The 25095-nt window shown below is 70.3% G+C and carries 21 protein-coding genes; 11 read left to right on the top strand and 10 right to left on the bottom strand.

The window, feature by feature from the left end; all coding sequences use genetic code 11:
- Positions 1–83: 83 nt before the first annotated feature.
- Positions 84–1742 carry a (2,3-dihydroxybenzoyl)adenylate synthase gene (locus tag WBA97_RS33210; RefSeq protein WP_424234939.1) on the bottom strand — a complete coding sequence of 553 codons (1659 nt, stop codon included), beginning with the start codon at positions 1740–1742 and terminating at the stop codon, positions 84–86.
- Positions 1739–1972 (bottom strand): acyl carrier protein, encoded by a 234-nt coding sequence (locus WBA97_RS33205; RefSeq protein ID WP_424234938.1) that lies wholly within the window; start codon positions 1970–1972, stop codon positions 1739–1741. Before WBA97_RS33205 ends, WBA97_RS33210 begins: the two co-directional genes overlap by 4 nt.
- A gap of 618 nt (positions 1973–2590) precedes the next feature.
- Between WBA97_RS33205 and WBA97_RS33200 the strand changes: the two genes are divergently transcribed.
- The 10 genes from WBA97_RS33200 to WBA97_RS33155 all read left to right on the top strand — a co-directional run bounded on the left by WBA97_RS33200 (position 2591) and on the right by WBA97_RS33155 (position 15404).
- A complete protein-coding gene (locus WBA97_RS33200; RefSeq protein ID WP_424234937.1) occupies positions 2591–3874 on the top strand; it encodes a DegT/DnrJ/EryC1/StrS family aminotransferase in 1284 nt (427 codons plus the stop codon).
- The gene (locus tag WBA97_RS33195; RefSeq protein WP_424234936.1) at positions 3865–5049 is read left to right on the top strand and encodes an FAD-dependent oxidoreductase; all 1185 of its coding nucleotides are present in this window, start codon (positions 3865–3867) and stop codon (positions 5047–5049) included. The genes WBA97_RS33200 and WBA97_RS33195 overlap by 10 nt, the downstream gene beginning before the upstream one ends.
- Complete coding sequence (locus WBA97_RS33190; protein WP_424234935.1) at positions 5046–5426, top strand: LuxR C-terminal-related transcriptional regulator; 381 nt, start codon at positions 5046–5048, stop codon at positions 5424–5426. Before WBA97_RS33195 ends, WBA97_RS33190 begins: the two co-directional genes overlap by 4 nt.
- Complete coding sequence (locus WBA97_RS33185) at positions 5423–10720, top strand: SDR family NAD(P)-dependent oxidoreductase (protein ID WP_424234934.1); 5298 nt, start codon at positions 5423–5425, stop codon at positions 10718–10720. The genes WBA97_RS33190 and WBA97_RS33185 overlap by 4 nt, the downstream gene beginning before the upstream one ends.
- A gap of 24 nt (positions 10721–10744) precedes the next feature.
- Positions 10745–11614: a 3-hydroxyacyl-CoA dehydrogenase family protein gene (locus WBA97_RS33180; protein WP_424234933.1), complete on the top strand. Its 870-nt coding sequence runs from the start codon at positions 10745–10747 to the stop codon at positions 11612–11614.
- The gene (locus WBA97_RS33175; protein WP_424234932.1) at positions 11611–11886 is read left to right on the top strand and encodes an acyl carrier protein; all 276 of its coding nucleotides are present in this window, start codon (positions 11611–11613) and stop codon (positions 11884–11886) included. The genes WBA97_RS33180 and WBA97_RS33175 overlap by 4 nt, the downstream gene beginning before the upstream one ends.
- Before the next feature lie 10 nt (positions 11887–11896).
- Positions 11897–13027: an acyl-CoA dehydrogenase family protein gene (locus WBA97_RS33170; RefSeq protein ID WP_424234931.1), complete on the top strand. Its 1131-nt coding sequence runs from the start codon at positions 11897–11899 to the stop codon at positions 13025–13027.
- Complete coding sequence (locus tag WBA97_RS33165; RefSeq protein WP_424234930.1) at positions 13024–14067, top strand: HAD-IIIC family phosphatase; 1044 nt, start codon at positions 13024–13026, stop codon at positions 14065–14067. Before WBA97_RS33170 ends, WBA97_RS33165 begins: the two co-directional genes overlap by 4 nt.
- On the top strand, positions 14064–15113 hold the full coding sequence (gene hisC, locus WBA97_RS33160; protein ID WP_424234929.1) for a histidinol-phosphate transaminase: 1050 nt from the start codon (positions 14064–14066) through the stop codon (positions 15111–15113). The genes WBA97_RS33165 and hisC overlap by 4 nt, the downstream gene beginning before the upstream one ends.
- A 105-nt stretch (positions 15114–15218) precedes the next feature.
- Positions 15219–15404 carry a hypothetical protein gene (locus WBA97_RS33155; RefSeq protein ID WP_424234928.1) on the top strand — a complete coding sequence of 62 codons (186 nt, stop codon included), beginning with the start codon at positions 15219–15221 and terminating at the stop codon, positions 15402–15404.
- A 163-nt stretch (positions 15405–15567) separates the two neighbouring features.
- Here the strand turns inward: WBA97_RS33155 and WBA97_RS33150 are convergent, their stop codons facing one another.
- Positions 15568–16107, bottom strand: coding sequence for a DUF3558 family protein (locus WBA97_RS33150; RefSeq protein WP_424234941.1), 540 nt, complete (start codon positions 16105–16107; stop codon positions 15568–15570).
- Between the two features lie 153 nt (positions 16108–16260).
- Positions 16261–17718: an MFS transporter gene (locus tag WBA97_RS33145; protein WP_424234927.1), complete on the bottom strand. Its 1458-nt coding sequence runs from the start codon at positions 17716–17718 to the stop codon at positions 16261–16263.
- Positions 17719–17814: 96 nt separating this feature from the next.
- Here WBA97_RS33145 and WBA97_RS33140 point away from each other — a divergent pair, with 96 nt between their 5' ends.
- A complete protein-coding gene (locus WBA97_RS33140) occupies positions 17815–18528 on the top strand; it encodes a TetR/AcrR family transcriptional regulator (protein ID WP_424234926.1) in 714 nt (237 codons plus the stop codon).
- Positions 18529–18675: 147 nt separating this feature from the next.
- On the opposite strand, the gene WBA97_RS33135 is transcribed toward WBA97_RS33140, so the two are convergent.
- Genes WBA97_RS33135 through WBA97_RS33110 form a run of 6 tightly spaced genes read right to left on the bottom strand, consistent with a single transcriptional unit; the run spans position 18676 to position 25029 of the window.
- Complete coding sequence (locus WBA97_RS33135; protein ID WP_424234925.1) at positions 18676–19935, bottom strand: MFS transporter; 1260 nt, start codon at positions 19933–19935, stop codon at positions 18676–18678.
- A gap of 22 nt (positions 19936–19957) precedes the next feature.
- The gene (locus WBA97_RS33130; RefSeq protein ID WP_424234924.1) at positions 19958–20461 is read right to left on the bottom strand and encodes an NUDIX domain-containing protein; all 504 of its coding nucleotides are present in this window, start codon (positions 20459–20461) and stop codon (positions 19958–19960) included.
- 1 nt (position 20462) lies between these two features.
- Positions 20463–22259: a nucleotidyltransferase family protein gene (locus WBA97_RS33125; RefSeq protein WP_424234923.1), complete on the bottom strand. Its 1797-nt coding sequence runs from the start codon at positions 22257–22259 to the stop codon at positions 20463–20465.
- 19 nt (positions 22260–22278) lie between these two features.
- Positions 22279–23013 carry a hypothetical protein gene (locus WBA97_RS33120; RefSeq protein ID WP_424234922.1) on the bottom strand — a complete coding sequence of 245 codons (735 nt, stop codon included), beginning with the start codon at positions 23011–23013 and terminating at the stop codon, positions 22279–22281.
- A 20-nt stretch (positions 23014–23033) separates the two neighbouring features.
- Positions 23034–23999 (bottom strand): hypothetical protein, encoded by a 966-nt coding sequence (locus WBA97_RS33115; protein ID WP_424234921.1) that lies wholly within the window; start codon positions 23997–23999, stop codon positions 23034–23036.
- Positions 23989–25029, bottom strand: a complete 1041-nt coding sequence (locus tag WBA97_RS33110) for a FomB family phosphonate monophosphate kinase (RefSeq protein ID WP_424234920.1) — start codon at positions 25027–25029, stop codon at positions 23989–23991. The genes WBA97_RS33115 and WBA97_RS33110 overlap by 11 nt, the downstream gene beginning before the upstream one ends.
- Positions 25030–25095 lie beyond the last annotated feature (66 nt).

Genomic DNA, 25095 nt, shown 5'->3' with positions numbered 1-25095 from the left:
GCTGCCGTTCGCGGCGATCGTGCTGATCGCCGCGGGCACCGCCGCCGGGCTGCGCCTGCTGGGCGTGCGGTGACAGTGCCCGGTCAACAATCAGTCGAACCGGTCACCCGAGCCCGCAGGCTGACCTTGTCGATCTTGCCGACGCCCTTCATCGGCAGCGCGTCGAGCACCACCAGCTCCTCGGGCAGCTTGTACCGGGCCAGGCCGAGGCGGTCCAGGTAGGCCCGCACCTCACGCAGGTCGACGGTGCGGCCGTCGGCGGGCACGGCGACCAGGCAGACGATCTCGCCGAGCACCGGGTGCGGCTTGGCCACCGCCGCGCACGTCCGCAGGTCGGGGTGTTCGACCAGGGCTGCTTCCAGTTCCTCCGCGGAGATCTTCTCGCCGCCTCGGTTGATCACGTCCCGGGTCCGGCCCTCCACCACGATGTTGCCGGAGAGATCCAGCCGCACCAGGTCGCCGGTACGGTAGAAGCCGTCCGGGGTGAAGGCGTGCTCGTCGGCGTCGGGGTCGCGGTAGTAGCCCGCGATCGTGTACGGGCCACGGGTCAGCAGCTCGCCGCGCTCGCCGGGCGGGACCGGGCGGTCGTCCTCGTCGACGACCAGGATCTCGTCGTCCGGGGAGGCGGGCCTGCCCTGGGTGCCGTGCACCACCTCGTCCGGGTCGTCGACCAGGGTGAAGTTCAGCAGGCCCTCGCTCATGCCGTAGACCTGCTGCACCCGCGTGCCCAGCACGGCCTCGGCGTCGGCCGCCGCGGCGGCGTGCAGACGGGCGCCGCCGACCTGCAGCACCCGCAGGCTGGACAGGTCGTGCTCCCCCGTGCGGGCGTGGTCGGTCCACACGGCGACCAGCGCGGGCACCAGCGCGCAGTGCGTGACCCGGTGCCGGGCCACCAGCGCCAGCGCTGCCCTCGGATCCTCGGCGGAGCCGAGCACCACGGTCGCGCCGGCGGCCAGCGCACCCAGCACGCCGGGACAGCCGAGGACGAACCCGTGGGTCCCCGGCATCACCGCGAGGTACACCGATTCCGGCGTCACCTCGGCGAGCTCGGCCGCGGCGCGCAGCATGTACCCGTAGGGCTCGTGCAGCCGAGGGATGGACTTCGGTGGACCGGTGGTGCCGCTGGAGAGCAGGAGCACGGAGATGTCGGCGGATGTCGGCGCGGACAGCTCCGGCGCCGGGGTCGCGTCCTCTGGCAGCGGGGCCGGGTCGCACAGCCGCCGCAGGTCGACCTCGCCAGCGCCTCGGGTGCCGTCGTCGCCCGCGACCAGCAGGGTGCGCAGGCTCGGTGAGCGCTCGCGCAGGGTCCTCGCCATGGCGAGGTGGTCGAAACGACGCAGCCGGGCCGGCACCGCCATCGCGACGGCCTCGGTGGCGGCCAGGATGTGGGTGAGTTCGTGCTCACGCAGCGCGGGCAGCGTGAGCACGGGCGGGGCGCCGAGCCGCAGCAGGGCCAGCACCAGCACGACCAGTTCCAGGTCGTTGGGCAGCTGCACCATGACCGGCGACCCCGGCGTGATCCCCATGCCTGCCAGCCGATCGGCGGCGACCTCCACCGCGCGGGCCAACTCCCCGTGCGTCAGCACGCGGTCGCCTGCGATCACCGCGGGGTGGTCCGGGCGGTGGTCGGCGTTGCGCAGCACCAACCGGTCCACCAGTTCCTGGCGCCACCAGCCGCGTTCGCGGTAGCGCATCGCGCGGTCCTCTGGCACGGTCCGGTAGGCCGCGTGCACCCCGGTCACGCCGACGTCTGCTTCCCGGCCACCAACTGGTCCAGTTCCTCGATGGTGTAGTCGTGCCGGTCCCACAGGTCGACCGTGACACCGTGCCACTTCTCCAGGGCCAGGCCCAGCTCGGTCGTCTCGGTGGAGTCCAGGCCAAGATCGGCGCGCAGCGCGCGGTCCGGGGCGAGCGCGTCCTCCTGCACTCCGATTTCCACGAGAATGTGCCGCACAGCGGACAGGGGCGACATTCGGTGCCCTCCCATAGCGTGGGATTCGTCCATTCGGACGGGAATTAACGGGCCGGCGTCCCTACGACCATGCGTATTGTGCGCCGGAATTTCGGCCGACCACCGTCTGCGACGTGGAGTCGGGCCGCTGGCAGGATGCCAGTGCCGCACCGAGAACGCAACTTCGCCGCCACCGTGGGAAAACACCGGACGATGTCGTGGCGGCAGCGGCCCGCAGCTGCGGTGATTCCCTGCCCACAGGCGGATCGGCGGTCGTCCGCGCCGGGCGTGGTGCTAGAACCCGGCGGAAAACCGTTACCCTGCCGCGTCCTTACGCCCCCGCGGCTACGCTGAACAGCACCAAAGATCGCCGCCGGTGGAGCACAGATTCTAGAACCCGGATTTTCCTCCGGTTGGCGGATAGTCGTACTGGCGGGAATCGGCCAGCATCGTGGGGTCGAAACCCGGCACGACAGGACGACTCGGATGATCGCCAATAGAGCGACCCGATCATCGCGCCTGTGTCGATCACCAAAATCGTCATCCGGGGGATGCACGAGAAAGCAAGACGAAGTCAACGCCGAAGATCCACTGTGGAGTCAGGGGCGATGGCCGCCGTCCTAGAGGAGGGTTGGATCCATGTCGGCCAGCCGGTTCAGGGTGCCGTGCGCCGCCATCGGCAGCGTGTTGAGCGACGCGGAGATCGCCGCTGTCACGGAGGTGATCGAGACGGGCGGGGCGTTGTCCCAGGGCCCGGCGCGGGACCGCTTCGACCTGGCGTTCGCCGCCACCACCGGCACGCGGCACGCGTTCTCGGTGACCAGCGGCACGGTGGCACTCGCCTTCGCGGTGCACCTGCTCAACCTGCGTCCCGGCGACGAGGTGATCGTCACCCCGCAGACCTACAAGGCGACCATCCAGCCGTTGCTGGACCACGAGGTCACCGTCCGGTTCTGCGACATCGACGCGGACTCGATGAACGTCGACCCGGACGCGTTCGCCGCGTTGGTCACGCCACGCACCCGCGCGTTACTCATGGTCCATTACGGCGGTTTCCCCGCTGACATGGGCCGGATCATGGCGATCGCCAGAAAACACGACATCCTTGTGGTTGAGGACTGCGCGCACGCGCTGGGCAGCACTTACCACGGACGAAGACCTGGCGCGCTCGCCGACATCGGCTGCTTCAGTTTCCACTCCAGCAAGAACATCACGACCCTCGGCGAAGGCGGGATGCTCACCTTCGACCGGGACGACTGGGCCCAGCGCGTGGCCCGCATCCGGTCCAACGACGCCGACGGCGACTACGAGCCGGTCTCCGGACTCATCCGCGGCACGGAGTTGGCGCCGACCTGGGCCGTGCACTCCGGCGAGGCCTACACCCGGCTGTGCAGGGAGGTCCGCTGGGCGGGCAGCAACGCCACCCTCAGCGAGGCGAGCGCCGCGGTGGGCCTGGTGCAGATGGCACGGCTCGCCGAACTGGTTGGCAGGCGCCGGTCGATCGCGGCCCGGCTGGAGGAACGGCTGCTTGGTGTGCCCGGGGTGCGGGTGCCGACGGTGCCGCCCGAGAGCACCCACGCCTACCACCTGTACACGTTCTTCCTCGAACCAGAGTTCGGCATGACCCGGGACGCGGTGCTGGCACGCATGGAGGAACTCGGCGTCCAGATGCAGCTGCGCTACCTCCCGCTGTACCTGCAGCCGGAGTGGCGCCACCGAGGTCACGGACCGGGCGAGTGCCCGACCGCGGAACGGCTGTGGTTCGACGAGCAGGTGAACCTGCCCTGCTACCCGTCACTGCGCGACGACCAGGTGGATCACATGCTCGCGGCGCTGGACACCGTGCTGGCCGAGGCCGCCGGCCGACCCGCCGCGCCCGTCGGGGCCGGCACCGGACCGACAGGGGGCACATCATGGCTCTGACCGAGACCTACGACCTGATCGTCGTCGGCGGTGGACCCGTCGGCCTGTCGTGCGGGTGGAACGCGGCCGAGCGCGGACTGCGCGTGCTGGTGCTCGAGCGCACCGGTTTCCTCAACGAGACCAACGGAACCAGCGGTGCCGAACGCCACTGGCGGTTGCAGTACACCCAGGAGGACCTGTTCCGGCTCACCCTCGAGACGCTGCCGCTGTGGCGACGGCTGGAGGGACTGGTGGACCGCAAGCTGATCCACGAGATCGGCAGCCTGTGGTTCGGCGACGTCGAGGTGCACACCAACGAGGGCCGCATCGACGAGACCGCCGTGCACATGGACAACTTCGACGTCCCCTACGAGTGGCTGACGGCCCGTGACATCGAGCGCCGCTTCGGTTTCCAGGACCTGCCCGGCCACTACGCGGGTTTCCTGCAGCCCGACGGCGGGACCATCGACGTGCGCGCGACTCTGGGTGGTCTGTACTCGCTGGCCCAGGCAACGGGCGCGCGCCTGCGCGGCGGGGAGACGGTCCTCGCGGTCGAGCCCGACGGCGACGGCGTGACGGTCCGGACCGACGAGCGCGTCTATCGGGCGCGGCGGGTGGTGCTGGCCAACGGCCCGTACGTCAACGACCTGCTCGCCCCGCTCGGCGCCCCGCTGGACGTCGGGATCTACGAACTGGCGCTGGTGGCGCTGCGGCTCGCCCAGCCGGACCGGGACTTCCCGTTCTGGTTCGTGTTCCAGCAGCCGACCGAGGAGGACACCAACCTGTTCTACGGGTTCGGCCGCAACCCGTGGTCGCCACGGGACGAGGTGCGGCTGGGTCCGGTGTTCGAGGTGAGCCCGCTGAAGCACGCAGCCATGGCGACCGGTGTGCCTGCCCCGCGCCAGGTGGAGCGGTTGACCACCTGGGTCGCCAGGCACCTGCCCGCGCTGGACCCGACGCCGGTGCGCAGCAGCACGTGCCTGGCCGTGCTGCCCACCGACCCGCAGCGCCAGTTCTACCTCGGCACGGCGGCCGACCTGGTGCCCGACGGCGACAAGCTCGTGGTGTGCGCGGCGGGCTGGGGCTTCAAGTTCGTCCCGCTGCTCGGCCAGATCTGCGTGGACCTGGCCGTCGACGGGCGCACCGGCGCGGACATCTCGCGGCTGGCGCTCAGTTCGTCGGTGCGTGCCGGGTGAGCGTGTCACCGGCGGACGGCGAGCCGGACGAGACCGAGTTGCTGGCGGACGTGCTGGCCACCATCGAACTCGCGCTGGCCCACTCGGCCGCCTCCCAGGAACTGGTGAAGGACGCGTGCGCCGCGCTGCGCAGGCTGGTGGACGCGCGTGGCAACGCCCACGCCGCCGAGGCGGCAGGCCCGGATCTGACCCGGCGCCAGCGCCAGGTGCTGCGCCTGGTCCAGTGCGGCAGTTCCAACCGGGACATCGCGTCCGAGCTGTCCATTTCGGAACGCACCGTCAAGCAGCACCTGCACATGGCGTTCACCAAGCTCGGCGTGCAGAACCGTGCCCAGGCCGCCGCCGCGGGCAACTCCATGGAGGGACGAAACCGGTGACCACCAGCGAGAAGGTGGCGATCGTCGGACTGGCCTGCCGGTTCCCCGGCGCCATGGACGCGGCCGGGTACTGGGCGAACCTGCGTGCCGGGGTGGAGTCGCTCGCAGAACTGGACCGCGACGCGTTGCGTGCGGCTGGGGTCCCCGCCGCCGTGCTCGACGACCCGGACTACGTCCCCGTGCTGGGCGAAATGGCCGGGGCCGACGAGTTCGACGCCGGGTTCTTCGGGATCAACCCGCGCGAGGCCGGGATCATGGACCCGCAGCACCGGCTGCTGCTGGAGTGCGCGTGGACGGCGCTGGAGGACGCGGGGTGGGTGCCAGAGCGGGCGGGCGGTTCGGTCGGCGTGTTCGTCGGCGGTTACCGCAACGACCATCCGGACCTCGTGCCCGCACGCACCAACGCCGAGGTGTTCGCCCGCAACATCGCCAACGAGGCCGACTACCTGGCCACCCGCCTGGCCTACAAGCTGGACCTGCACGGCCCGTCGGTCACGGTGCAGACCGCGTGCTCGACCTCGCTGGTCGCGCTGCACCTCGCCGCACGGGCGGTGCTGTCCGGGGAGTGCGACCTGGCGTTGGCAGGCGGCGTGACGGTGCGGGCAGGTCAGGTGCCCGGTTACGTCTACCAGCGCGGCGGCATCCTGTCCCCCGACGGCCACTGCCGCGCGTTCGACGCCGACGCCGACGGTTCGGTGCTGGGCGAGGGCATGGGCGTCGTGGTGGTGAAGCGGCTGTCCTCGGCGATCGCCGATGGCGACGACATCCGCGCGGTCGTGCTCGGTTCCGCCATCGGCAACGACGGCGGCGACCGGGTCGGCTTCACCGCCCCCGGCGTGCACGGCCAGGCCAGGTTGATCGGCGCGGCGCTCGCCAGGTCGGGCGCGCACCCGGACACGATCGGCTACGTCGAGGCGCACGGCAGCGGCACGCCACTCGGCGACCGCATCGAGATCGACGCGCTGACCAGGGCCTACCGTGCGGCGGGGTGGACCGCCGGGCAGCGGCCGATCGGGTCGGTCAAGACCAACATCGGGCACACGCACACCGCCGCTGGCGTCGCCGGGCTGATCAAGGCCGTGCTGGCGCTGCGGCACCGGGAGATCCCGCCGGGTCTGCACTTCCGCACGCCGAACCCACGCATCGACTTCGCCGCCTCGCCGTTCCTGGTCGCCGTCGAGCGTGCCGGCTGGCCCGCGGCCGACCACCCGCGACGGGCGTCGGTCAGCTCGTTCGGCCTCGGCGGCGCCGGCGCGCACGTCATCCTGGAAGAGGCGCCGGAACGCGTCGCGCCGGCCTCGACCGTGCCGCACCACGCCCTGCCGCTGTCCGCGCGGACCGCCGAGGCGCTGGAGACGGCGACCGGCCGGCTCGGCGCGTGGCTGGCCGAGCGCCCCGGCCTCGATCTCGGTTCGGTCGCGGCAACCCTGCAACGCGGCCGCCGGCCGTTGCGGCACCGAGGAGTCGTGATCGCCGCCGACACCGCCCAGGCCGCGGCCGCGCTCACCGAACGCGACCCGGCCCGGCTGTTCGGCGCCGAGCGCGCCGCCGAGCGGGAGTCGGTGGTGTTCCTGTGCCCCGGCCTCGGCGATCAGTACCCGCAGATGGGACGCGGGCTCTACGAGTCGGAGCCGTGCTTCCGGGAGCGGTTCGACGAGTGCGCCGACCTACTGGCCGGTCATGTCGACCTGCGGGCCGCGCTGTACCCCGGCGAGCCGCCCCGTCGCACCGGGCCTGATCTGCGGAGCCTGTTCGGCCGGGGCGCCGCCGCGACCGGACTCACCGCCACCGCCGTCGCGCACCCGGCGCTGTTCGCCGTCGAGTACGCCATGGCCCGCGTCTGGCTGGCCAGAGGGGTCCGGCCGCACGCCATCATCGGCTACAGCCTCGGCGAGTACGTCGCCGCCTGCCTGGCCGGCGTGCTCACCCTGCCGGACGCACTGGAACTGGTGGCCCGGCGGGCGACGCTGATCGACGCGCTGCCCGAGGGCGCCATGGCGGCCGTGCCGCTGCCTGCGGCGCAGGTCGAGGCGCTGCTGACGGACGACCTCGCGCTCGCCGCGGTCAACGGGCCGAGCCTGTGCGTGGTCGCCGGTCCCCCGGGGGCGGTCGAGGCGCTGCGCGCACGGCTCGCGTCCGACGGCGTCGCGACCCGCGCGCTCAACACGACACACGCGTTCCACTCGCCGATGATGGCGCAGGCGGCGAACGCGATGACCGAGGTGGCGAAGGGTTTCGCCCGGTCGGCGCCGACCATCCCGTTCCTGTCGAACGTGACCGGGGACTGGATCACCGACGCGGACGCCACCGATCCCGGCTACTGGGCGCGGCACCTGTGCTCCCCGGTCCGGTTCACCGACGGCGCCAGGGCCCTGTGGTCCACCCCGGGACAGGTGTACCTGGAGGTCGGGCCGGGCAGGGCGCTCGGCGGGCTCATGCTGTCCACCCGGCCCGCCGACGACGACACGGCGTTGACGTTGGACAGCCTGCCGTCGTCGTTCGACGGCCGGGCCGACACCGCGGTCGTCGCGGAGACCACCGGGAAGCTGTGGCTCGCTGGCGTTCCCGTCGACTGGCCGGCCACCCACGGCCGAGACGAGCCGGTCACGGTGGCGCTGCCCACCTACCCCTTCGAGCCGGTCAGGCACGGCGGAACCGGGTTCGCCATGCCGGCCGCGCCGACCACGCGGGCGACGGGCCGGCGCGGTCTCGACGACTGGTTCCACGTCCCGGTCTGGGAACCCGCCGAAGTCCCGGCGTCGGCGGCGGAACCACAGCGGTGGCTGGTGTTCGCGGACGCCTGCGGTGTCGGGACGCGTCTGGCGGAACGGCTGCGTGCCAAGGGAAACGTGGTCACGGTCGCCACCGAGGGCACGGGGTGGCGCGGCGACGACGACCGCGTCACCGTCTCCCCCGACGAGGACGAGCACTACCGCCGGCTGTTGGCCGAGGTGGCGCCGACGCGGATCGCGCACTGCTGGACCGTCACCGACCGCGCCGGGGAGCAACCGCGGGACGCCATCGGGTTCCACAGCCTGGTGCGGCTGGCGAAGGCCGTGGGAGCCGGCGGTGAGCCGATCGAGGTCTCCGTGGTCACGAGCGATCTACACCCGCTCGGCGACACTCTTGTTTCCCGGCCGGACAAGGCCACGGTGCTGGGTCCGTGCCGGGTGTGGCCGAAGGAGAACCCCTCGGTCCGGTGCCGTGCCATCGACCTCGGCGACCCCACGGTCACCGGCTGGCGCGCGGCACGGCTGGACGACGCCCTGCTCGCGGAGGTGAGCGCCCCGATCACCGACGAGGTCGTGGCGCTGCGCGGCGGGCAACGGTGGCGACAGGAGTTCGCCCCGGCCCGTCTGCCCTCGGCGGAGGGTCTTCGCACCGGCGGGGTCTACCTGATCACCGGCGGTCTCGGCGACGTCGGCCTCGCGCTGGCCGAGCACCTCGCCGCGACGGTCGACGCCAGCCTGGTCCTCGTCGGCCGGTCCCGGCCCGACGGCGACCGCGCCGAACGCGTGCTGGCACTGGGCGCGCGGGTCGTGACACACATCGCGGACGTCACCGACGCGGACCGGATGCGCGAAATCGTGCGGGACACGGTCGGCCGCTTCGGCGCGCTGAACGGCGTGGTGCACGCGGCAGGCGTGGCCGGTGGCGGGGTGATCCAGCTCAAGGACCTTGCCGAGGCCGACCGGGTGCTGGCGCCGAAGGTCGCCGGCGCACGGGCGATTCTGGCCGCCTGCGACGGCGTCGACGTCGACTTCGTCGCCCTGTTCTCGTCGCTGATCGCGGTGACGGGCGGCGCGGGCCAGGTCGACTACTGCGCGGCCAACGCCCACCTCGACGCGCTGGCCCAGCACGTCGACGCCGTTGGCGGGCCGCGCACGATCTCGGTGAACTGGGACGCCTGGCGCGAGATCGGCATGGCCGCCAGGACCGCCGGTCGCCCGGCCCCTGCGCACCCGCTGCTCGACGAGCGCGTCGCGGACACCGACGCAGGCGGGGTCTACGGCTCGACGTTCACCGCCGAGGACACCTGGCTGGTCGACGAGCACCGGATGCTGGGCCACCCGGTGGTCCCCGGCACCGGCCACCTCGAACTGGCCAGGGCGGCGTTCGCCGACCGGACCGGGCACGAGCTGGTCGAACTGCGCGAGGTCACCTTCGCCACGCCGATCGTCCTCGACCAGACCGGCCAGAAAGACGTCCGGGTGGTGCTGGAGAAGGCGGGCGATGGCTGGTCGTTCTCGGTGGCGAGCCGCCTCGGTGACGGCTGGCAGTGGAACTCCACCGGTCTCGTCGGCCCGGCCGAGCCGACCGGGCGCACTCACGACCTGCCTGCGCTGATCAACCGGATGACCGAAACCGTCGGCCTGACCAACGCGGGGCCGATGGGCTTCGCAGGCCGGTCGCTGTGCCTGCGCCGGATGTGGGCCTGCGACGGCGAGTACCTGGCCGAGCTGGAGCTGCCTGCGGAGTTCTGCGACGACCTGGCCGCGTTCGCGCTGCACCCGTCGCTGATGGACATCGGCGCCGCCTACGTCGGTCTGTCGGTCGGCACGAAGCTGCGCATCCCGATCTCCTACGGGCGGCTGACCATGTCCGGCCGCCTGCCGAGGCGGGTCTTCAGCCACCACCGCTACACCGAGCCGGACACCGCCGACCGCGAGACGGTCACCGGCGACTTCACGCTGCTGGCCGAGGACGGCACCGAACTGGTCGCCGTGACCGGGTTCGTCCTCAAGCACGCCGCCGACCTGCCCGCCCGGCTCACCGGCGCGCGCGACGGCACCGCCGACGACGTGGCGCCCTACCGTCTGCCCACGTTCTCGCAGCCAAGGGCCGGGTCCGACTTCGTCCAACGGCAGCTCGCCACCGGCATGAGCACGGCAGAGGGCGTCGAGGCGCTACTGCGGATCCTCGGCGGGGCGCGATCGGCCCAGGTCGTCGTGAGCACCCGGGACCTCGCGGAGGTGACCGAGGAGATCACGGCGCCCGTCGAGCCCGCCCGAGGCGACGCGCACCCGAGACCGAACCTGCTCACCGCCTACGCCGAGCCGCGCGACGACACCGAGCGGACGCTGGCCGGAATCTGGCAGGAGCTGCTCGGCGTGGACCGGATCGGCGTGCACGACCACTTCTTCGAGCTGGGCGGCCACTCGTTGCTCGGCATCCAGCTGAGCGCCCGGCTGCGCGCCGACCTCGGCATCGAGCTGCCACTCGGCGCGTTGTTCGACGCGCTGACCGTGGCCAGGCTGGCCGAGACGGTCGCCGAGGCCAGGACCGCGCGGTAGCGGTTCACCACACAGGGAGGCGCAGTGAGCGAACCGACGGCGCGGGCCACCATCGGCGTGGCCGGGGCGGGGGTGATGGGCAGCGAGGTGGCCCAGGTCTTCGCGACGGCAGGCCACCGGACCGTCCTGGTCGACATCGGCAAGCGGGCGCTCGACGGCGCACGCGAGACGATCCGGACAAACCTGCGGTTCGCCCGCCTGCACGGCGGCCCGAGTGCGGACCCGGCCGAGGTGCTGGCCAACATCGAGTTCGCCACCGGGTACGACGGGTTCGCCGAGGTCGACTTCGTGGTGGAGAACGTGACCGAGGACTGGCGGACCAAGGAGGCCGTCTACCGGGAGATCGACGCGGTGTGCCCGGCGCGCACGGTGTTCGCGGTGAACACCTCGGTCATCCCGATCACCCAGGTCGGCGGGATCACCGGGCGCGCGGACCGGGTGATCGGCACGCACTTCATGAACCCGGTGACCCGCAAGCCGACGGTGGAGGTCATCCGGGGCCACCACACCAGCGACGAGACCGTGGCGACCACCCGGGACACGCTGGCCGGGATCGGCAAGGACTGCGTGGTGGTCAGGGACTCCCCCGGGTTCGTGACCAACCGGGTGCTGATGCTCACCGTGAACGAGGCCGCGTTCGTGGTGCACGAGGGCGTGGCCCCGGCCGAGCACGTCGACCAGCTGTTCAAGAAGTGCTTCGGCCACCCCATGGGCCCGTTGGAGACCGCGGACCTGATCGGACTGGACACCATCCTGCTGTCCATCCAGGGACTGTACGAGCAGTTCGCCGACACCAAGTACCGGCCGTGCCCGCTGCTGCGCCGGATGGTCGACGCCGGACTGCTCGGCCGCAAGAGCGGCGCGGGCTTCTACCAGTACCCGACCAAGGCATGACGACGGGAGAGAAGATCGCCATGATCACGCAGGCCACCCGGGACCAGGTCCGCGAGTTCCTCGGGCAGTACTTCCGGCAGGAGCTACTGGACGACGACGAGGACATGTTCGCAGCCGGGTACGTCAACTCGCTGTTCGCGATGCAGCTCATCCTGTTCCTGGAGGCCGAGTTCGCCTTCACGATCGACGACGAGGACCTGGAGCTGGACAACTTCCGCAGCATCGCCAGGATCGTCGGGTTCGTCGCGCGCAAGCGCGATGTCGCGGCCTAGGAGAACCGGGATGCGGCTGACCGCCGGTCAACAGCGGTTGCGTGACGACGTGCGCGAGTTCACCGCCAAACGGATCACCCCGGAGGCGGACCGCTGGGACGCCGAGGAACGGCTGCCCGCCGACCTCGTCGCCGCCATGGCCGAACGGGGATGGCTCGGCGCGCTCGCCCCCGTCGAGCACGGCGGGGCCGGGATGGACGCGGTGTCGTTCGGGTTGCTCAACGAGGAGTTGGCCTTCGGCTGCTCGTCGGTGCGCAGCCTGCTCACCGTGCACAGCATGGCCGTGCACGCGATCGCCCGCTGGGGCGGCGCCGCGGCGCGCGCGAACTGGCTGCCAGGGCTGGCCGCAGGCGCGACGATCGGGGCGTTCGCGCTCACCGAGACCGGGGCGGGCAGCGACGCCGCCGCCCTGGCCACCACCGCTCGCCGGGTGGCAGGCGGCTACGTGTTGGACGGGCACAAGCGATGGACGACGTTTGGTCAGCTGGCCGACGTCTACCTGGTCTTCGCCAGGCACGAGGACCGGCTGACCGCGTTCATGGTGCCCCGCGACACCCCCGGTCTCGTCGTCGAGCCGGTGGCCGGGATGCTCGGCATCCGCGCGTCGATGACGGCCGACCTGCGGTTCACGGAGTGTTTCGTGGCCGAGGAGAACCTGGTGGGGCGGCCCGGTTTCGGCCTCGCCGCCGTCGGCACCAGCGCGCTGGACATCGGGCGCTACAGCGTGGCCTGGGGCTGCGTCGGGTTGCTCGCCGCGTGCCTTGACCTGTCGCTGGCGCACACGGACTCGCGGCAGACCTTCGGCAAGCCGTTGAGCGAACACCAGTTGGTGCGGCGGCTTCTCGCCGAGCAGGCCACCAACCTCGCCGCGGCCCGTTTGCTGTGCCGGGAGGCCGGCGAGCTCAAGGACGCGGGCGACCCGCGCACCGTGACCGCGACCTGGACGGCCAAGTACTTCGCTTCCCGGTCCGCCTTCGCCGCGGCCGCGGACACCGTCCAGCTCTTCGGCGCCGCAGGCTGCGGCCCACGACACCCGGCGCAGCGGCTGCTGCGCGACGCCAAGATCATGGAGATCATCGAGGGGAGCACCCAGATGCAGCAGATCCACCTGGGGCAGGCAGCGCGGGAGAGCGCGCGATGACGAGCGACGTGCGTGCGGCCAGGATCGTGAAGGTCGTGGTCTGGGACCTGGACAACACGGTGTGGGACGGCACCCTGCTCGAGGACGGCGATGTCCCGCTGCGGCCCGGGATCCGCGAGACCATCGTGGAGCTGGACCGGCGCGGCATCCTCAACTCGGTGGCCAGCCGCAACGAGCACGACCTCGCGTTCCGCAGGCTCACCGAACTGGGGATGGCCGAGTACTTCCTGCACCCGCAGATCAACTGGAACGCCAAGTCCGCCTCCGTCCAGGCGGTGGTCGAGGCCCTCGACCTCGGCGTCGACACGGTCTGCTTCATCGACGACGAGCCGTACGAACGGGCGGAGGTGGCCCACGCGCTGCCGCAGGTGCTGTGCGTGGACACGCGCGAGCTCGCCGGGCTGCTGGACCGCCCTGAGCTGACACCGGAGATCGTCACGGTCGAGTCGGGCGAGCGGCGGGCGATGTATCAGGCCGCCGCACGGAGGGAACGGATCGAGGCCGACTTCGCCGGCCCACGCGAGGATTTCCTCGCCGACCTGGCCATGCGGTTCGAGATCGCGGCCGCGGGCACGGACGACCTGGACCGGGCCGTCGAGCTGACGGTGCGCACCAACCAGCTCAACACCACCGGCCTGACCTACGACAAGGCGGACCTGGCGAAGTTCCGCGACTCCGACCGGCACCTGCTGCTGGTCGCCCGCCTCACCGACCGCTTCGGCCCGTACGGCACGATCGGGTTGACCCTGCTGGAGAAGGGGCCAGAGGTCTGGACGATCAAGCTGCTGCTGATGTCCTGCCGGGTGATCTCCCGCGGGGTCGGCACGATCCTGCTCAACCACCTGAAACGGGCCGCCCGCGACGCCGGGGCCGTGCTGGAGGCGGAGTTCCGGCCGACCGACCGCAACCGGATGATGCTGGTGTCGTTCAGGTTCAACGGCTTCCAGGAAACCGGCCGCGATGGCGACCTGGTGCGTTTCACCGCGGACCTGGCCGCCATTCCGGCGGATCCGCCGTTCGTCGAGGTGGCGCGGTCATGACCGTTCACCTCCGCGTGGATCTCGCCCAGCTGCCCGGTTACGTGTCCGGACCACTGCCGCCGGACCCAATCCTGTTGTGCGCCAACGAGTCCGCGCTCCCGCCACCACCAGAGGTCATCGCGGCCGTCGCCGGCGCCGCCGGCCGGATCAACCGCTACCCGGACCCGGCCGCCACCGCCCTGCGTGCCCGCCTCGCCGAGCACGTGGGTGTTCCCGTCCAGCAGCTGGCGGTCGGCTGCGGATCCGTGGCACTGTGCCAGCAACTGGTTCAGGCGTGCTGTGTGCCCGGCGCCGGGGACGAGGTCATGTTCGCCTGGCGCTCCTTCGAGGCGTACCCGATCGTCACCAGCATCGCGGGAGCGGTTCCCGTCGCGGTCCCCCTCGACACGAACTGGACCCACGACCTTCCCGCGATGCTGGCGGCGATCACTCCGCGAACCCGCGTGATATTCGTGTGCGACCCGAACAATCCGACCTCGACCACGGTCGGCCGCCAGTCGCTGGCAGCCTTCCTGGCGGCCGTGCCGCCGACCGTGCTGGTCGTACTGGACGAGGCGTACCACGACTACGCGGCCACCCCGGTCAACGGAATCGCGCTGCGAGAACGGTATCCGAACGTGTCGGTCCTCCGGACCTTCTCGAAGGCGTACGGCCTGGCGGGAATACGAGTCGGCTACCTCGTCGCCGACAAGCAGGTGATCGAGGCGGTCGACAAGGTCCGGATCCCCTTCGCCCTCAGCAGTGTCGCGCAAGCAGCCGCCATCGCCGCCCTGTCAGTGGCACCCGAAGTAGCCAGGACCGCGGCGACCCTCGGCGTCGAGCGCGACCGGGTAGCCACCGCGTTGGCGGCGTTGGGCAGGCCCGTCCCCACTCCTCACGCCAATTTCGTCTGGCTCCCCCTCGGGGACCGAACCACGAGCTTCGACCAACACTGCCTCGCCAACGGCATCGTCACCCGCTGCTACCCCGGCGATGGCGCCAGAATCACGATCGGCCTACCCGAGGAGAACGACCGCCTCCTCAAGGCCGCGGAATCCGTCACTTGATTCCAGCCGTCCACATTCCAGGATTCGCTTAATCCATCCGGGTGGCACCCATTAGCGGCCTTTGCGGACTGGCGCGAGGGAGTAGGTGAGGAGCATCATATAGACATGATGGCCTACCTCGTAGTTGCGATCCTCGTATCCGCTGTTGTTTACGGATTGGAACGCAATCGCAGGGTGCAGGTCACGCCACCACCACGACTGACCGGGAGCTGCGACGTCCAGGACCGCGACGCGGAACGTACTCGCGCAGAGCTTCGCGCCCGGCTTTCCGGTCAGGGCGGCATCATCTGATCGATCACGTCCGTCCCAACAGGACGTTTCCTGCGCACGGGATATCCAGCGTCAAGCCCGGCGAAAATACCGGATTATTACTCCCATCGGGTGACACCAGCCCCCTTGTTCCCGCGTTCGACGCGGTGTCAATTTGCTGATCAATCATCGAACAGGCGGCTGGTCACAAGCCGAGGTTCTCGACGATCCGCTCGCCGAGCAATGTCAGCAGTAGGCAGGTCACGTCGCTCTTCTCCGGGTCGTGGCCTTGGTTTGGGTATTTCAGCGCCATCACGCCCTGGTCGTCAGCCGTCCCGATGATGACCACGCACACCCCACCCTTGATCGTCTCCGCCTCGACCACCCCCGGGTAACCGTGGAAGTCCCACGGCGTGAACTTCTCGTAGGTCTCCGCGTCCCGTTTGTAAGCCGACACCAGCGGCGACGCGTCCCGATAGACAGTGATCACCATGCCGCCCACACCGCCACTGTCGGAGGAGTAATGGCATTCATCGTCGCCCAGCCCCATGTGGACGTCCGCGTCGTACCCGACGATGCCCGCATCAGCACGACCGATCAGATCACACGCGTTGTAGGCCGACAGGTCGATCGGACTCATCACAGCGGGCGCCGACGGCCGAGACGGCTGCGTCACCGTCGTCGACGGAGCCGAAGCCGGGGCCCCCTCTTCAGCCGCGCACCCACCCAGCAACACCAGGGCCATCACGACAGCCACACCACGAGCGCGCACATCTCCCCCAGTGATCCTCACGAGACGAGAAGGTCTACCAGCCGCCACCTCCACTGGACAAGACCGCGGCCGCTCCAGGACGGGCCGGTGGTCCGCCCACACCACCGCTTCGTTCGACGATCCGGCTCAGGCCGGCTCTTCGGTGGCGTTTGAGTGGGTGAGCGAGAGCGCACCGCCCGCCGTGATCAGGCCGACGACGACGGCCAGCACGGCGTAGGTGATGCGCTCGCCGTGGAAGAACGAGGTGACCAGGGCGTCGCTCCAGGTGCCCACCGGCAGTTGTGTGGTGACCAGTGCGGCGATCAGGGTGCCGACCACGGCGGTGCCGACGCTGCTCCCGACCTCCTGGGCGGTGTCGTTGAGCGCGGTGCCGATCGAGGTGCGGTTGCCCGGCATCGCCTCGACGAGCGCGACCGCGCAGATCGTCATGACGGTGCGCAGCCCTATGGTCATCACGACCATGCAGACCGCGATGGCGACGTAGCCGTGGTCGACGCCCCAGGCGAGGCCGGCCAGGGAGCCGGTCAGGCAGGCCGCGCCGACCAGGCAGGCGATGCGGTGGCCGAACCTCTTCGCGAGCCACTCGGACAGGGGGGTGGCGACGATCATGGTCACGATGATCGGCAGGTTCGCCAGGCCGGCCCGTACGGGGCTCCAGCCGTAGGCGTACTGGAAGTGCAGGATCAGCCCGAACATCACGGCGGCCATCGCGATGGCCGTTCCGATCTGCGCGATGGCCGCGCCGCGGACGGTGCCGTTGGAGAAGAGGCGAAGGTCCAGCATCGGCGATGCGCTGCGGCGCTCGTGTCGCACGAACGCGGCCGCCGAGGCAGTGGCGCCGAAGACCGAGGCGACCGTGATTACGGAGAGCCAGCCGTGTTCGACGCCGCTGGTCAGCGAGAAACAGGCGAGGCCGATGGCGGTGATGCTGAGCACGGCGCCCGGGAGATCGAGCCTGTCGCGGGTCAGGTCCTGCGGCTGGTCGGCAGGGACGCCGAGACGGACGCCGATGGCCGCGATCAGGGCGATCGGGGCGTTGACGATCAGAAGCCACTGCCACTCCACGTGGGCCAGGGCGGTGCCGCCCAGCAGTGGGCCGAGGACGAAGCCGGACATGCCGACGACGATCATCAGGGTCATCGCGCGCATGCGCAGTGCCTGGTCGTCGAACAGGCGAAAGACCAGTGAGTTGGTGATGGGCGCCATCGCCGCGGCGGCGATACCGAGGCCGGCACGCAGTGTGATGAGTCCCCCGGTGCTGGCGACCGCGACGACGCCAAGACTCAGCAGGCCGAACACGGCGAGGCCGAGCAGCAGCACTCGTCGGCGCCCGAACCGGTCGGCCATCGACCCTGCCGTCAGGAGCAGGCCGCCGAAGGTGAGCGAGTACGCGCCGGCGACCCACTGCAGCGCGGTCGTGCCGCCGCCGAGGTCTCGACCGATCGTGGGCAGCGCGATCGACAGCAGCGTGTTGTCGACCATCTCGACGAAAAAGGCCAGGCAGAGCGCGGCCAGCGGGATCCAGGCCGCGCGCAGGGACGGGTAGGTGCGCGATGCGGCGGGCGCGGTGGCGCTGACGGTCATGGCGTTCCCCCTCTCGGTTCCTCTACGACTATCGAACGTCGTTCTACTATAGAACAAGGTTCGATCAGGGGGCGGAGTTGTGATTGGATAGACACCATGACCCGCCCGCGACCACGGCCTGCCGAGCGTCCAGCCCGGCAACGTCGGCGCGCCTCGCACTCCCTCGAGACCGTCCTCACCGCGGCCGTGGCCCTGCTCGACGAGGCTGGCGCGTCAGCGCTGACCCTCCGCGCCCTCGCCACCCGGCTCGGCACCGGCGTCGGCAGCATCTACTGGTACGTCTCGGGCAAGGACGACCTGGTGGAGCGCGCCATCGACCACGTGCTCGGCGGGGTACTGGCCACCGTCAAGGAGCAGACGGGCAGCGGTGACCCGATCGACGACCTGCGCATGATGGCCGTCACGCTCTTCGACGCGGTTGTGGACCGACCGTGGCTGGGTGCGCACTTCATGCGCAACATCGACATCCAGGGCAACGCGTTGCGTCTCTACGAGGAACTGGGGCAGCAGACGCTCCGGCTCGATCTCACACCACGACAGCGGTTCCATGCCGTGTCGGCCATCGTGGGCGTCGTGGTCGGCAACGCTGCCGACATGGGGCAGGAGCCACCCCAGGAGGTGATCAACGGCAGCGTGGATCGTGATGAGTTCCTCGGCCGCTACGCACAGACGTGGCGTGCGCTCGACGCGGGAGAGTTCCCGTTCGTGCACGACATCGTCGACGAGTTCGACGGCCATGACGACAAGGAGCAGTTCCTCGCCGCGCTGGAGCTGACGCTGGCAGGTGTGCGCCTTCAGGCCAAGGCCTGACACCAGTGCCGTCGCGCTCGCCACAGCGGTGGCGGGCGCCCGACCGGAACATCAGCGGTTCGACGCTCGAAGGTCGACCGGTGGGTGCGGCCGTGGTGACGGTGGCGCTGAACCATTCCGGCTGTCACAAGCGACTGAAGACCGCGGTCACGACCGTTGGTGCCGCCCGTCGGACATCTCGGCGGTCTCCTCGTCCGCTGAGTTCGCGCGAATGGCGCGCACCGCCGGGATGGACAACAGGGCCGCAGGCACCGCGACCGCCGTCACGACCGCGACGGCGAGCACCGGACGCAGCCCCATGAGCTCACTCGCTGGGCCGGCCACCGCCCGCCCGACCGGTGTCGCCACCCGCGAACCCGCGACATCGAAGGAGTGGACCCGGCTCAGGGCATCGGGAGGTACGTGGGTCTGGATCGTCGAGTGCCACAGCACCAACCAGAACGTGGCACCGACGCCATGGACGAAGAAGCCCAGGGCGATCCATGGCGTTGGCAACCCGCACAGGACGACCAGCGGGCTCATCGCGAACGTCGTGACCGCCGCGGCACCGGAAACCAGCGGGCGAGGCGGCCTGCGCCTCAGTGCGGCGAAGCCGCCCACCACGTTTCCCGCGCCGTAGATCGCCATGACGATGCCGTACGTGGTCGCACCGCGCTCCGCGACGATGAAGCTGGCGCCCAGGGTCTGGCTCGGGCCGCGGCAGAGGAGGCCGCTCCACATCCACACGACGATCGTGCCCCACAGCCATTCCCGGCTGCGGAACTCGCGCCAGCCCTGCCCGAGTCCTCGGCGCAGCGACACCTTCTCGGTGGTTGTTTCCTGAATCCGCAGGCGCCACAGGCATATCGCGCTGACCGCGAAGGTGATCGCGTCGACGGCCATGCCCGACCACGGATCGGTCACCGCGAGCAGGACACCGGCGAAGGCGGGGCCGAGCACGGTCATCACCGACTCCGACAGGCGCAGGATCGCGTTCCCGCGCAACACATCCGAGGAGACCCGCGGGATCACGCTCGCCACCCCCGGCTGGAACAGGCCAGAACCCAGGCCGTTCAGTCCGAGCAGCACCAGGATCTGCCACAGCGGCGGCGTGCCGAACGCGAACCCGGCGGCGAGCAGACCAGTCGTGAGAAACCGCAACACATCCGCGCCGATCATCATGCGCCGGGGTGAGTACCTGTCGGCCAGCACACCGCCGAACAGCACGAACAACGCATACGGCACCATCTCCGCGGCCAGCGCGAAGCCGACCCCGGTCGCCCCGTACCCGGCCTCCACGACAGCCGCGACGACGACAACGGGCCGCATCATGTCGCCGAGCGTCGAGACGGTCCTGGAGGTGAAGAACAGCCGGTACGGGGTGGTCCGCAGGTCTGCGAAGTCGTCGCCGGACACCATCGACCTCATCCGCGGCACGTTCACTCCCCGTTCACGAAGCCGGCCGGTCGGAGCCGTTCTGCAGGTACAGAGCGGTGTTCTCCCGCCAGGCACGCACGCAGGCGAGCACCCGCGCACCGCGGTGCAGGTCCGGCAACTCCGGCAACCCGTCCGGTGCCACGAAGTGGCGGGCGCCGATCTCGTCCGCCGGGAGGCGGATGCTCGCGATGTCCTCGCGGGTGAGGGTGCCGCCATCGAACACCACGACCAACCCGTCCAGGTCCGGGCCCTGTTCGCCGGGCACCCAGTCCAGGCACAGGATCCGGCCAGGTGCGCGGTCCAGTCCCAGCTCCTCCGCCACCTCACGCCGAAAGGCGGAGGCGGGCGACTCGCCTGCCTCGACGATTCCGCCGGGCAGCACCCATCCCGGTGCGTAGACCCGGGACAGCAGCAGGACTCGTCCCAGAGGGTCGCGGAAGAGACCCGAGACCGCCGTCCGCTTCTTCGGCAGGGAGCGCAGCCAGGATGTCTTCGCGTCCCCAGGAGCGCCGTGCACGTCAGGCGTCCCCGATTGTCGCGATGCCGTAGTAGCTCGGGTTTCGCACGTTGTTGCGGCCGCCGGACCATTGCAGGACGATTCGCCGCTCCTGTCCGGGCTCCCCACTCTCGTAGGCGCAGAAGTCGAACCCGATCTCGTTGGTGTCCTCGGTGATGCCGAGCGCCGCCAGTGGAATGCCGGCGAGGATCACGTAGCCGTGCCCGGACACCGCCGCTTCGACGTGCGTGCCCGGCACGGGTTCGGTCCCCGCCAGCTCACTGCCCGAGTAGTGGAACAGGGCCGCAGGGTGATCCAGGTCCGCTGCCTTCGGCACCAGCAGGACGTTGCACACCCGCCTGCTCGCAGGCGGCACCTCGAACAAGAGCTGGACGCAGTCCTGCGCGTGGTAGTAACCCGACCTCTGGCCGAACCAGAGACGCTCATCCCGGATCTCGGCCCGGACCCCCAGTACTGATCCGGCGCGCAGCAAAGCGAACGAAGCGCTGAACTCCTCGTCGCTCTTCGGTCTCACACCGACGCTGACATGCGTCCCGAAGTACTGCCAGTCCGGTGCGGTGAGACCGGACAGTCGTTGCACATCCGCGGTCTCCCATGGCCAGTCGCGCAGCGCGGGAGGCTCGTCCCGGGCACCGATGCCGGGCACGGTCACCCTTCCGCCCACGATCCCCCGCTCCCGCAACCGCAGGTACCTGGTCTCGTCGAGGTGCGGTTCGAACAGCCGCTGCTCGAAGGAGCTCGAACCGGCTCGGTACCGCCACACGTCGTCGACGACGTCGGCCACGGTGCCGGACAGCGCGGCGGGCGGAACCCGCAGCGTGGCAGGCACGACACCGGGGAAGAGGCGCTCGGTGTACTCGAGCACCTGGAAGACCGCGTCGGCCTGCCCCAGTCCGGCCGCCCTGTCGTGGAGACCGCGCCACACGTCGGTTCCTGGCAGGACGCGGAACATCTGACGCACATCGCAGAACCACCGCAGCTTCGGCATGGCGACCTGTCCCACTGGCGTGTGCACGTAGAGGTTCTTGTGGATGTGGGCACAGGCGTAGACGAGCGAGTCCACCACCGACAGTTGCCTGCCCTCGGCCCCGTCGATCGTGAGCGGCCTGCTGTTCGCGTAGAAGCTGGACGTGTCGATCCGGTGGAAGTTGTGGTCGTTGCGGGGCCCGTGTGCCTCGACCCGGAACAACTGCCCGGGCACCGAACTCTCCTTCAAGTGCGGGGTGGCGTGCCTGCCGGACGCCAGCGCGGCACGGTTGCGTTCCTCCGCGACCGGCACCAGCAGGCGGGTGGCGGCGTCGTAGGTCGCCTGCCGGTAGCCGAGTTCCTCGAGCACCTCGCCGAAGGGCGCCATCTCGTCGGTGTCGACGTACAGGTCGAGGTCCTTGAACGGCCGCGTCCTCGTGTTCGCGTAGAACTCGATCTGCCAGGCGGGGCCTTTCAACACGACGGGGCGGATCCCCCTGCTCTTGGCCGCGTTGAGAATAGCGGCCAGTTCCGCGTAGTAGAGATCGATCCAGCTCGCCGTGCGCGCGCACTCCTCGGCCACGAGGTCGAGCGGGAGGCGCTCGCCGAGCACCTCACCGTGGCCGTCGGCGACGAGCCCGGCGATCGTCCGGCCGAACAGGCACATGGTTCCTTGTTCACGAACCCGGTCGACCAGGTCGGTCCCGTCGGCGGCCGCCGCGATGTTGCCAAGCAGGCGTTCCCCTCGGACAGCGTCGGGAGGATCCACCCACGACGAGTCGAGCAGCACCCTCTTGATCGTCTCGTCGACGCGCTCGGAGCCCCAGCGCATCTGAACCTCCCGTAGGTGTTCACCGGACAAGTTCGCAGACAACGGCGGTCGCGTCGTCGTGTTTCTTCTTCAGCCGCGGGCCACCGGCCTCGGGATGTGCCGACTCGGCCGCGCGGATCGCGGACACGAGCGCGTGGGGGCCCGTCGAGGTCAAGCGCTTCATCAGGCCCCGCCAGGAACACAGGCCGAGGGAAAGCACCGCACGCGTCACACCGTCGGTGGTCAGCGCGACACGGCCCGGACTACGCGGACCGGTCAGCGGCACACTGCCGTGCACCGCCGAGAAGGCCGCATCGGGTACGGCGCCCGCCTTCCACAGCGGCCCCGCCGAGGTGGTGCGGCGGGCTCGTTCATGCTTCGCGATCGCGTCGGTGTACACGGTCACCTCGCCGTCCTGATCGAGGATGACCGCGCAGTCGCACAGGACAAGGAAGTCGGCATCCGCCTCGCCAACCCGGAACACGGCAAGAGCGGCGGACGGCGTGCCAGGATGACGGAGGTCGCAGGTGCCATCATGCACACGGGCGACCTCGGCGATCCCGCGCGCGACGAGGTCCGGCAACGAGTCCTCGGTCGCGGCGCGCACGATGGCGTGGCCCAGCGCCTCGACGTACCACCGCACCCCGTGCACACAACCGGTCTCACCGGACACGGGCGGGGTCACCCCGTCGAGCACGCAGACCAGCCGGTCGGTCGCGACGACGAAGTCCTGGTTCTCGATGGTGGCGGAACCGGGCGCCGATACGTAACTCACCTGCATGACAGCCATCGCGATCAGGGACTGCTGAGGCTGGCGATCAGCTTCGTCGCCCCGGGTTTCTGGTACGCGACCAGGCTGCTCGCCACGAGCAGGGCATCCCAGTCGTCCAGGGAGATGCCGAGCGTGTCCAGGTCGCGCGAGTACTGCGCCCAGTCAAGCCCGGTGGGTCCCTCACCGACCCGGCGCACTGTGGTGGCCATCCGCGCCACCACGTCCGCCCGTTCCGTATCGCCGCCGATCCGGTCGAGCCTGCCGAGCAATCGCCTGCAGGCACCTTCCTCGTCGACGTCGTGTGCTGGCGTCACCGAGTACACCTCCTCGATCGCCTGCCCGCAGTCGTACGGCGCGCGGTCGCGGCGGGCGGCCGCGAGCCGGTCGTAGTACTGGCGCAGGCCCGGTTCTCCGACGAGGATCGCCGACTCGCGCAGCACATCGAGGATCTCGTCGGGGCTGTGCACACAGCGGAGTATCCGGTTGGGCGTGCCCAGCGCGGACCGCAGATCGCCGCCATGACGTTTCCCCGGGTCGGAATATCCCTTCAGCTCGGTCAGCCGCGTGCTCGCCGACAGGTTCGTGTGCGTCTCGAGGTCCCGCAGAGCCAGCAGCAGCGACGGCCCCCGGCAGTACACGAGTTCGCCGAGTGCCCTGCTGCCGTCGGTCTTCGCGTTGAACTGGAACCGCCACAGGAGCCGGGCCATCGGCACGGTCAGCGTCACCGGTACCGCGAGAACCGGCACGAACCCGTGCCCGGCGAGGTAATCGAGGCAGCGTCCGACCAGCCGCCTGGCGATCGCGTCAGGTTGGACGAGCAGGAACGTCAGCTCTGTCATCTCGTCGTGGAAGTCCGCACCGAACGCGCCAGACGCCGCGGTGAGCCCCTGCGCCAGGTAGCCGCCCTCCTCGTTCCGGAAGTACGTGAGCTTGCCGTGCACCGTCGTCAGGTCTGCGCAGGAGGGAAGACCGGTGGGGTCAACGGACATCGGACACCGCCAGCTCGGCCAGCACGGACCGGCGCACCGCTGGGTCCTGCATGCCCACATTCGCCACGTAACACTTGGCGCGGCCGCACAACGTGGCGAGCTCATCGCGCATCGCGCCGTACGCGGCGACATACCTGTCCACGTCCCGGTCCAGATGCTCCAGGAGGTCGTATCTGAGGTCGTACACGTTGAGCGCCAACGCGAACTGCTCCAGGAACGACAACGCGGTATCGGACGGCACGCGTTCGAACCGCGCCGGGTGGCCGTCCAGGTAGTTCATCAGGACGACGTTCCGCACCGGTCCGGACAGCACGGCCGCGTCCCCGAAGAGGACATCGGGGGTGGCGAGGTACTCACCGTCCACCAGATGCCCACGCAGCCCGCGCTCCCGGATGAGGTCGCCGAAGCACTCGTCGTCACGTACCCGCAGAGCGGAGGGAATCCCGTGCACCACACCGTCTCGGAGTAGCGCGTGGGTGTTGGTGACGAACCGCGCGCCGCCCTGGCAGGCGCGGGTGAGGAAGACGCTCTTGCCGCTGCCCTTCGCCCCGACCAGCAAGGTGACACCGCCGTCCGGATGGGCGAACGCCGCGGCCTTCAGGTGCGCGTAGCCCGCGTCGAGCGCGAAGACGTTCAACGCCTGCTTGAGCAGGTACGGCCAGACGATCTTCTCCAGCGTCCGGCCGTACACGTGCCATTCACGGCCACGGGTGACCAGGTACGCCGGTGCGCCGAAGTAGGCGCCGCGGTAGTAACCGGAGCGAAATCTCTTGCTCCGGATCGTGCGATCGGACAGTCGCGAGAGGACGGACTCGTCAAGCTCATCGTGATCGAGGTCCACGCACGTGAAGTCGAAGTCGGCCGTTGAGTCGTCCGGCGCGAAGCTCGCGAAGTAGGAGTATGCCTCGGAGTCCTTGGTGTTGAACCGGAGACGTGCTCGCAGGACGTTGAGGTCGAGAACTCTGGACGACCTGATCGGCACTTCGGGCAGCGTGCCGGACAGGTCGAACTGAACGCGCGCACTGGACAATGATCGGCTCCCCGTCGCTCCGATGGTGCTCCCACCGTCACACCCGGGCACGAGACCCGCAACGCG

It is taken from the genome of Actinophytocola sp. (genome assembly GCF_049647105.1).
Classification (GTDB): Bacteria; Actinomycetota; Actinomycetes; order Mycobacteriales; family Pseudonocardiaceae; genus Actinophytocola.
The sequence above is the reverse complement of the archived record's forward strand: the minus strand, read 5'-3'. Positions and strand labels throughout refer to the sequence as shown.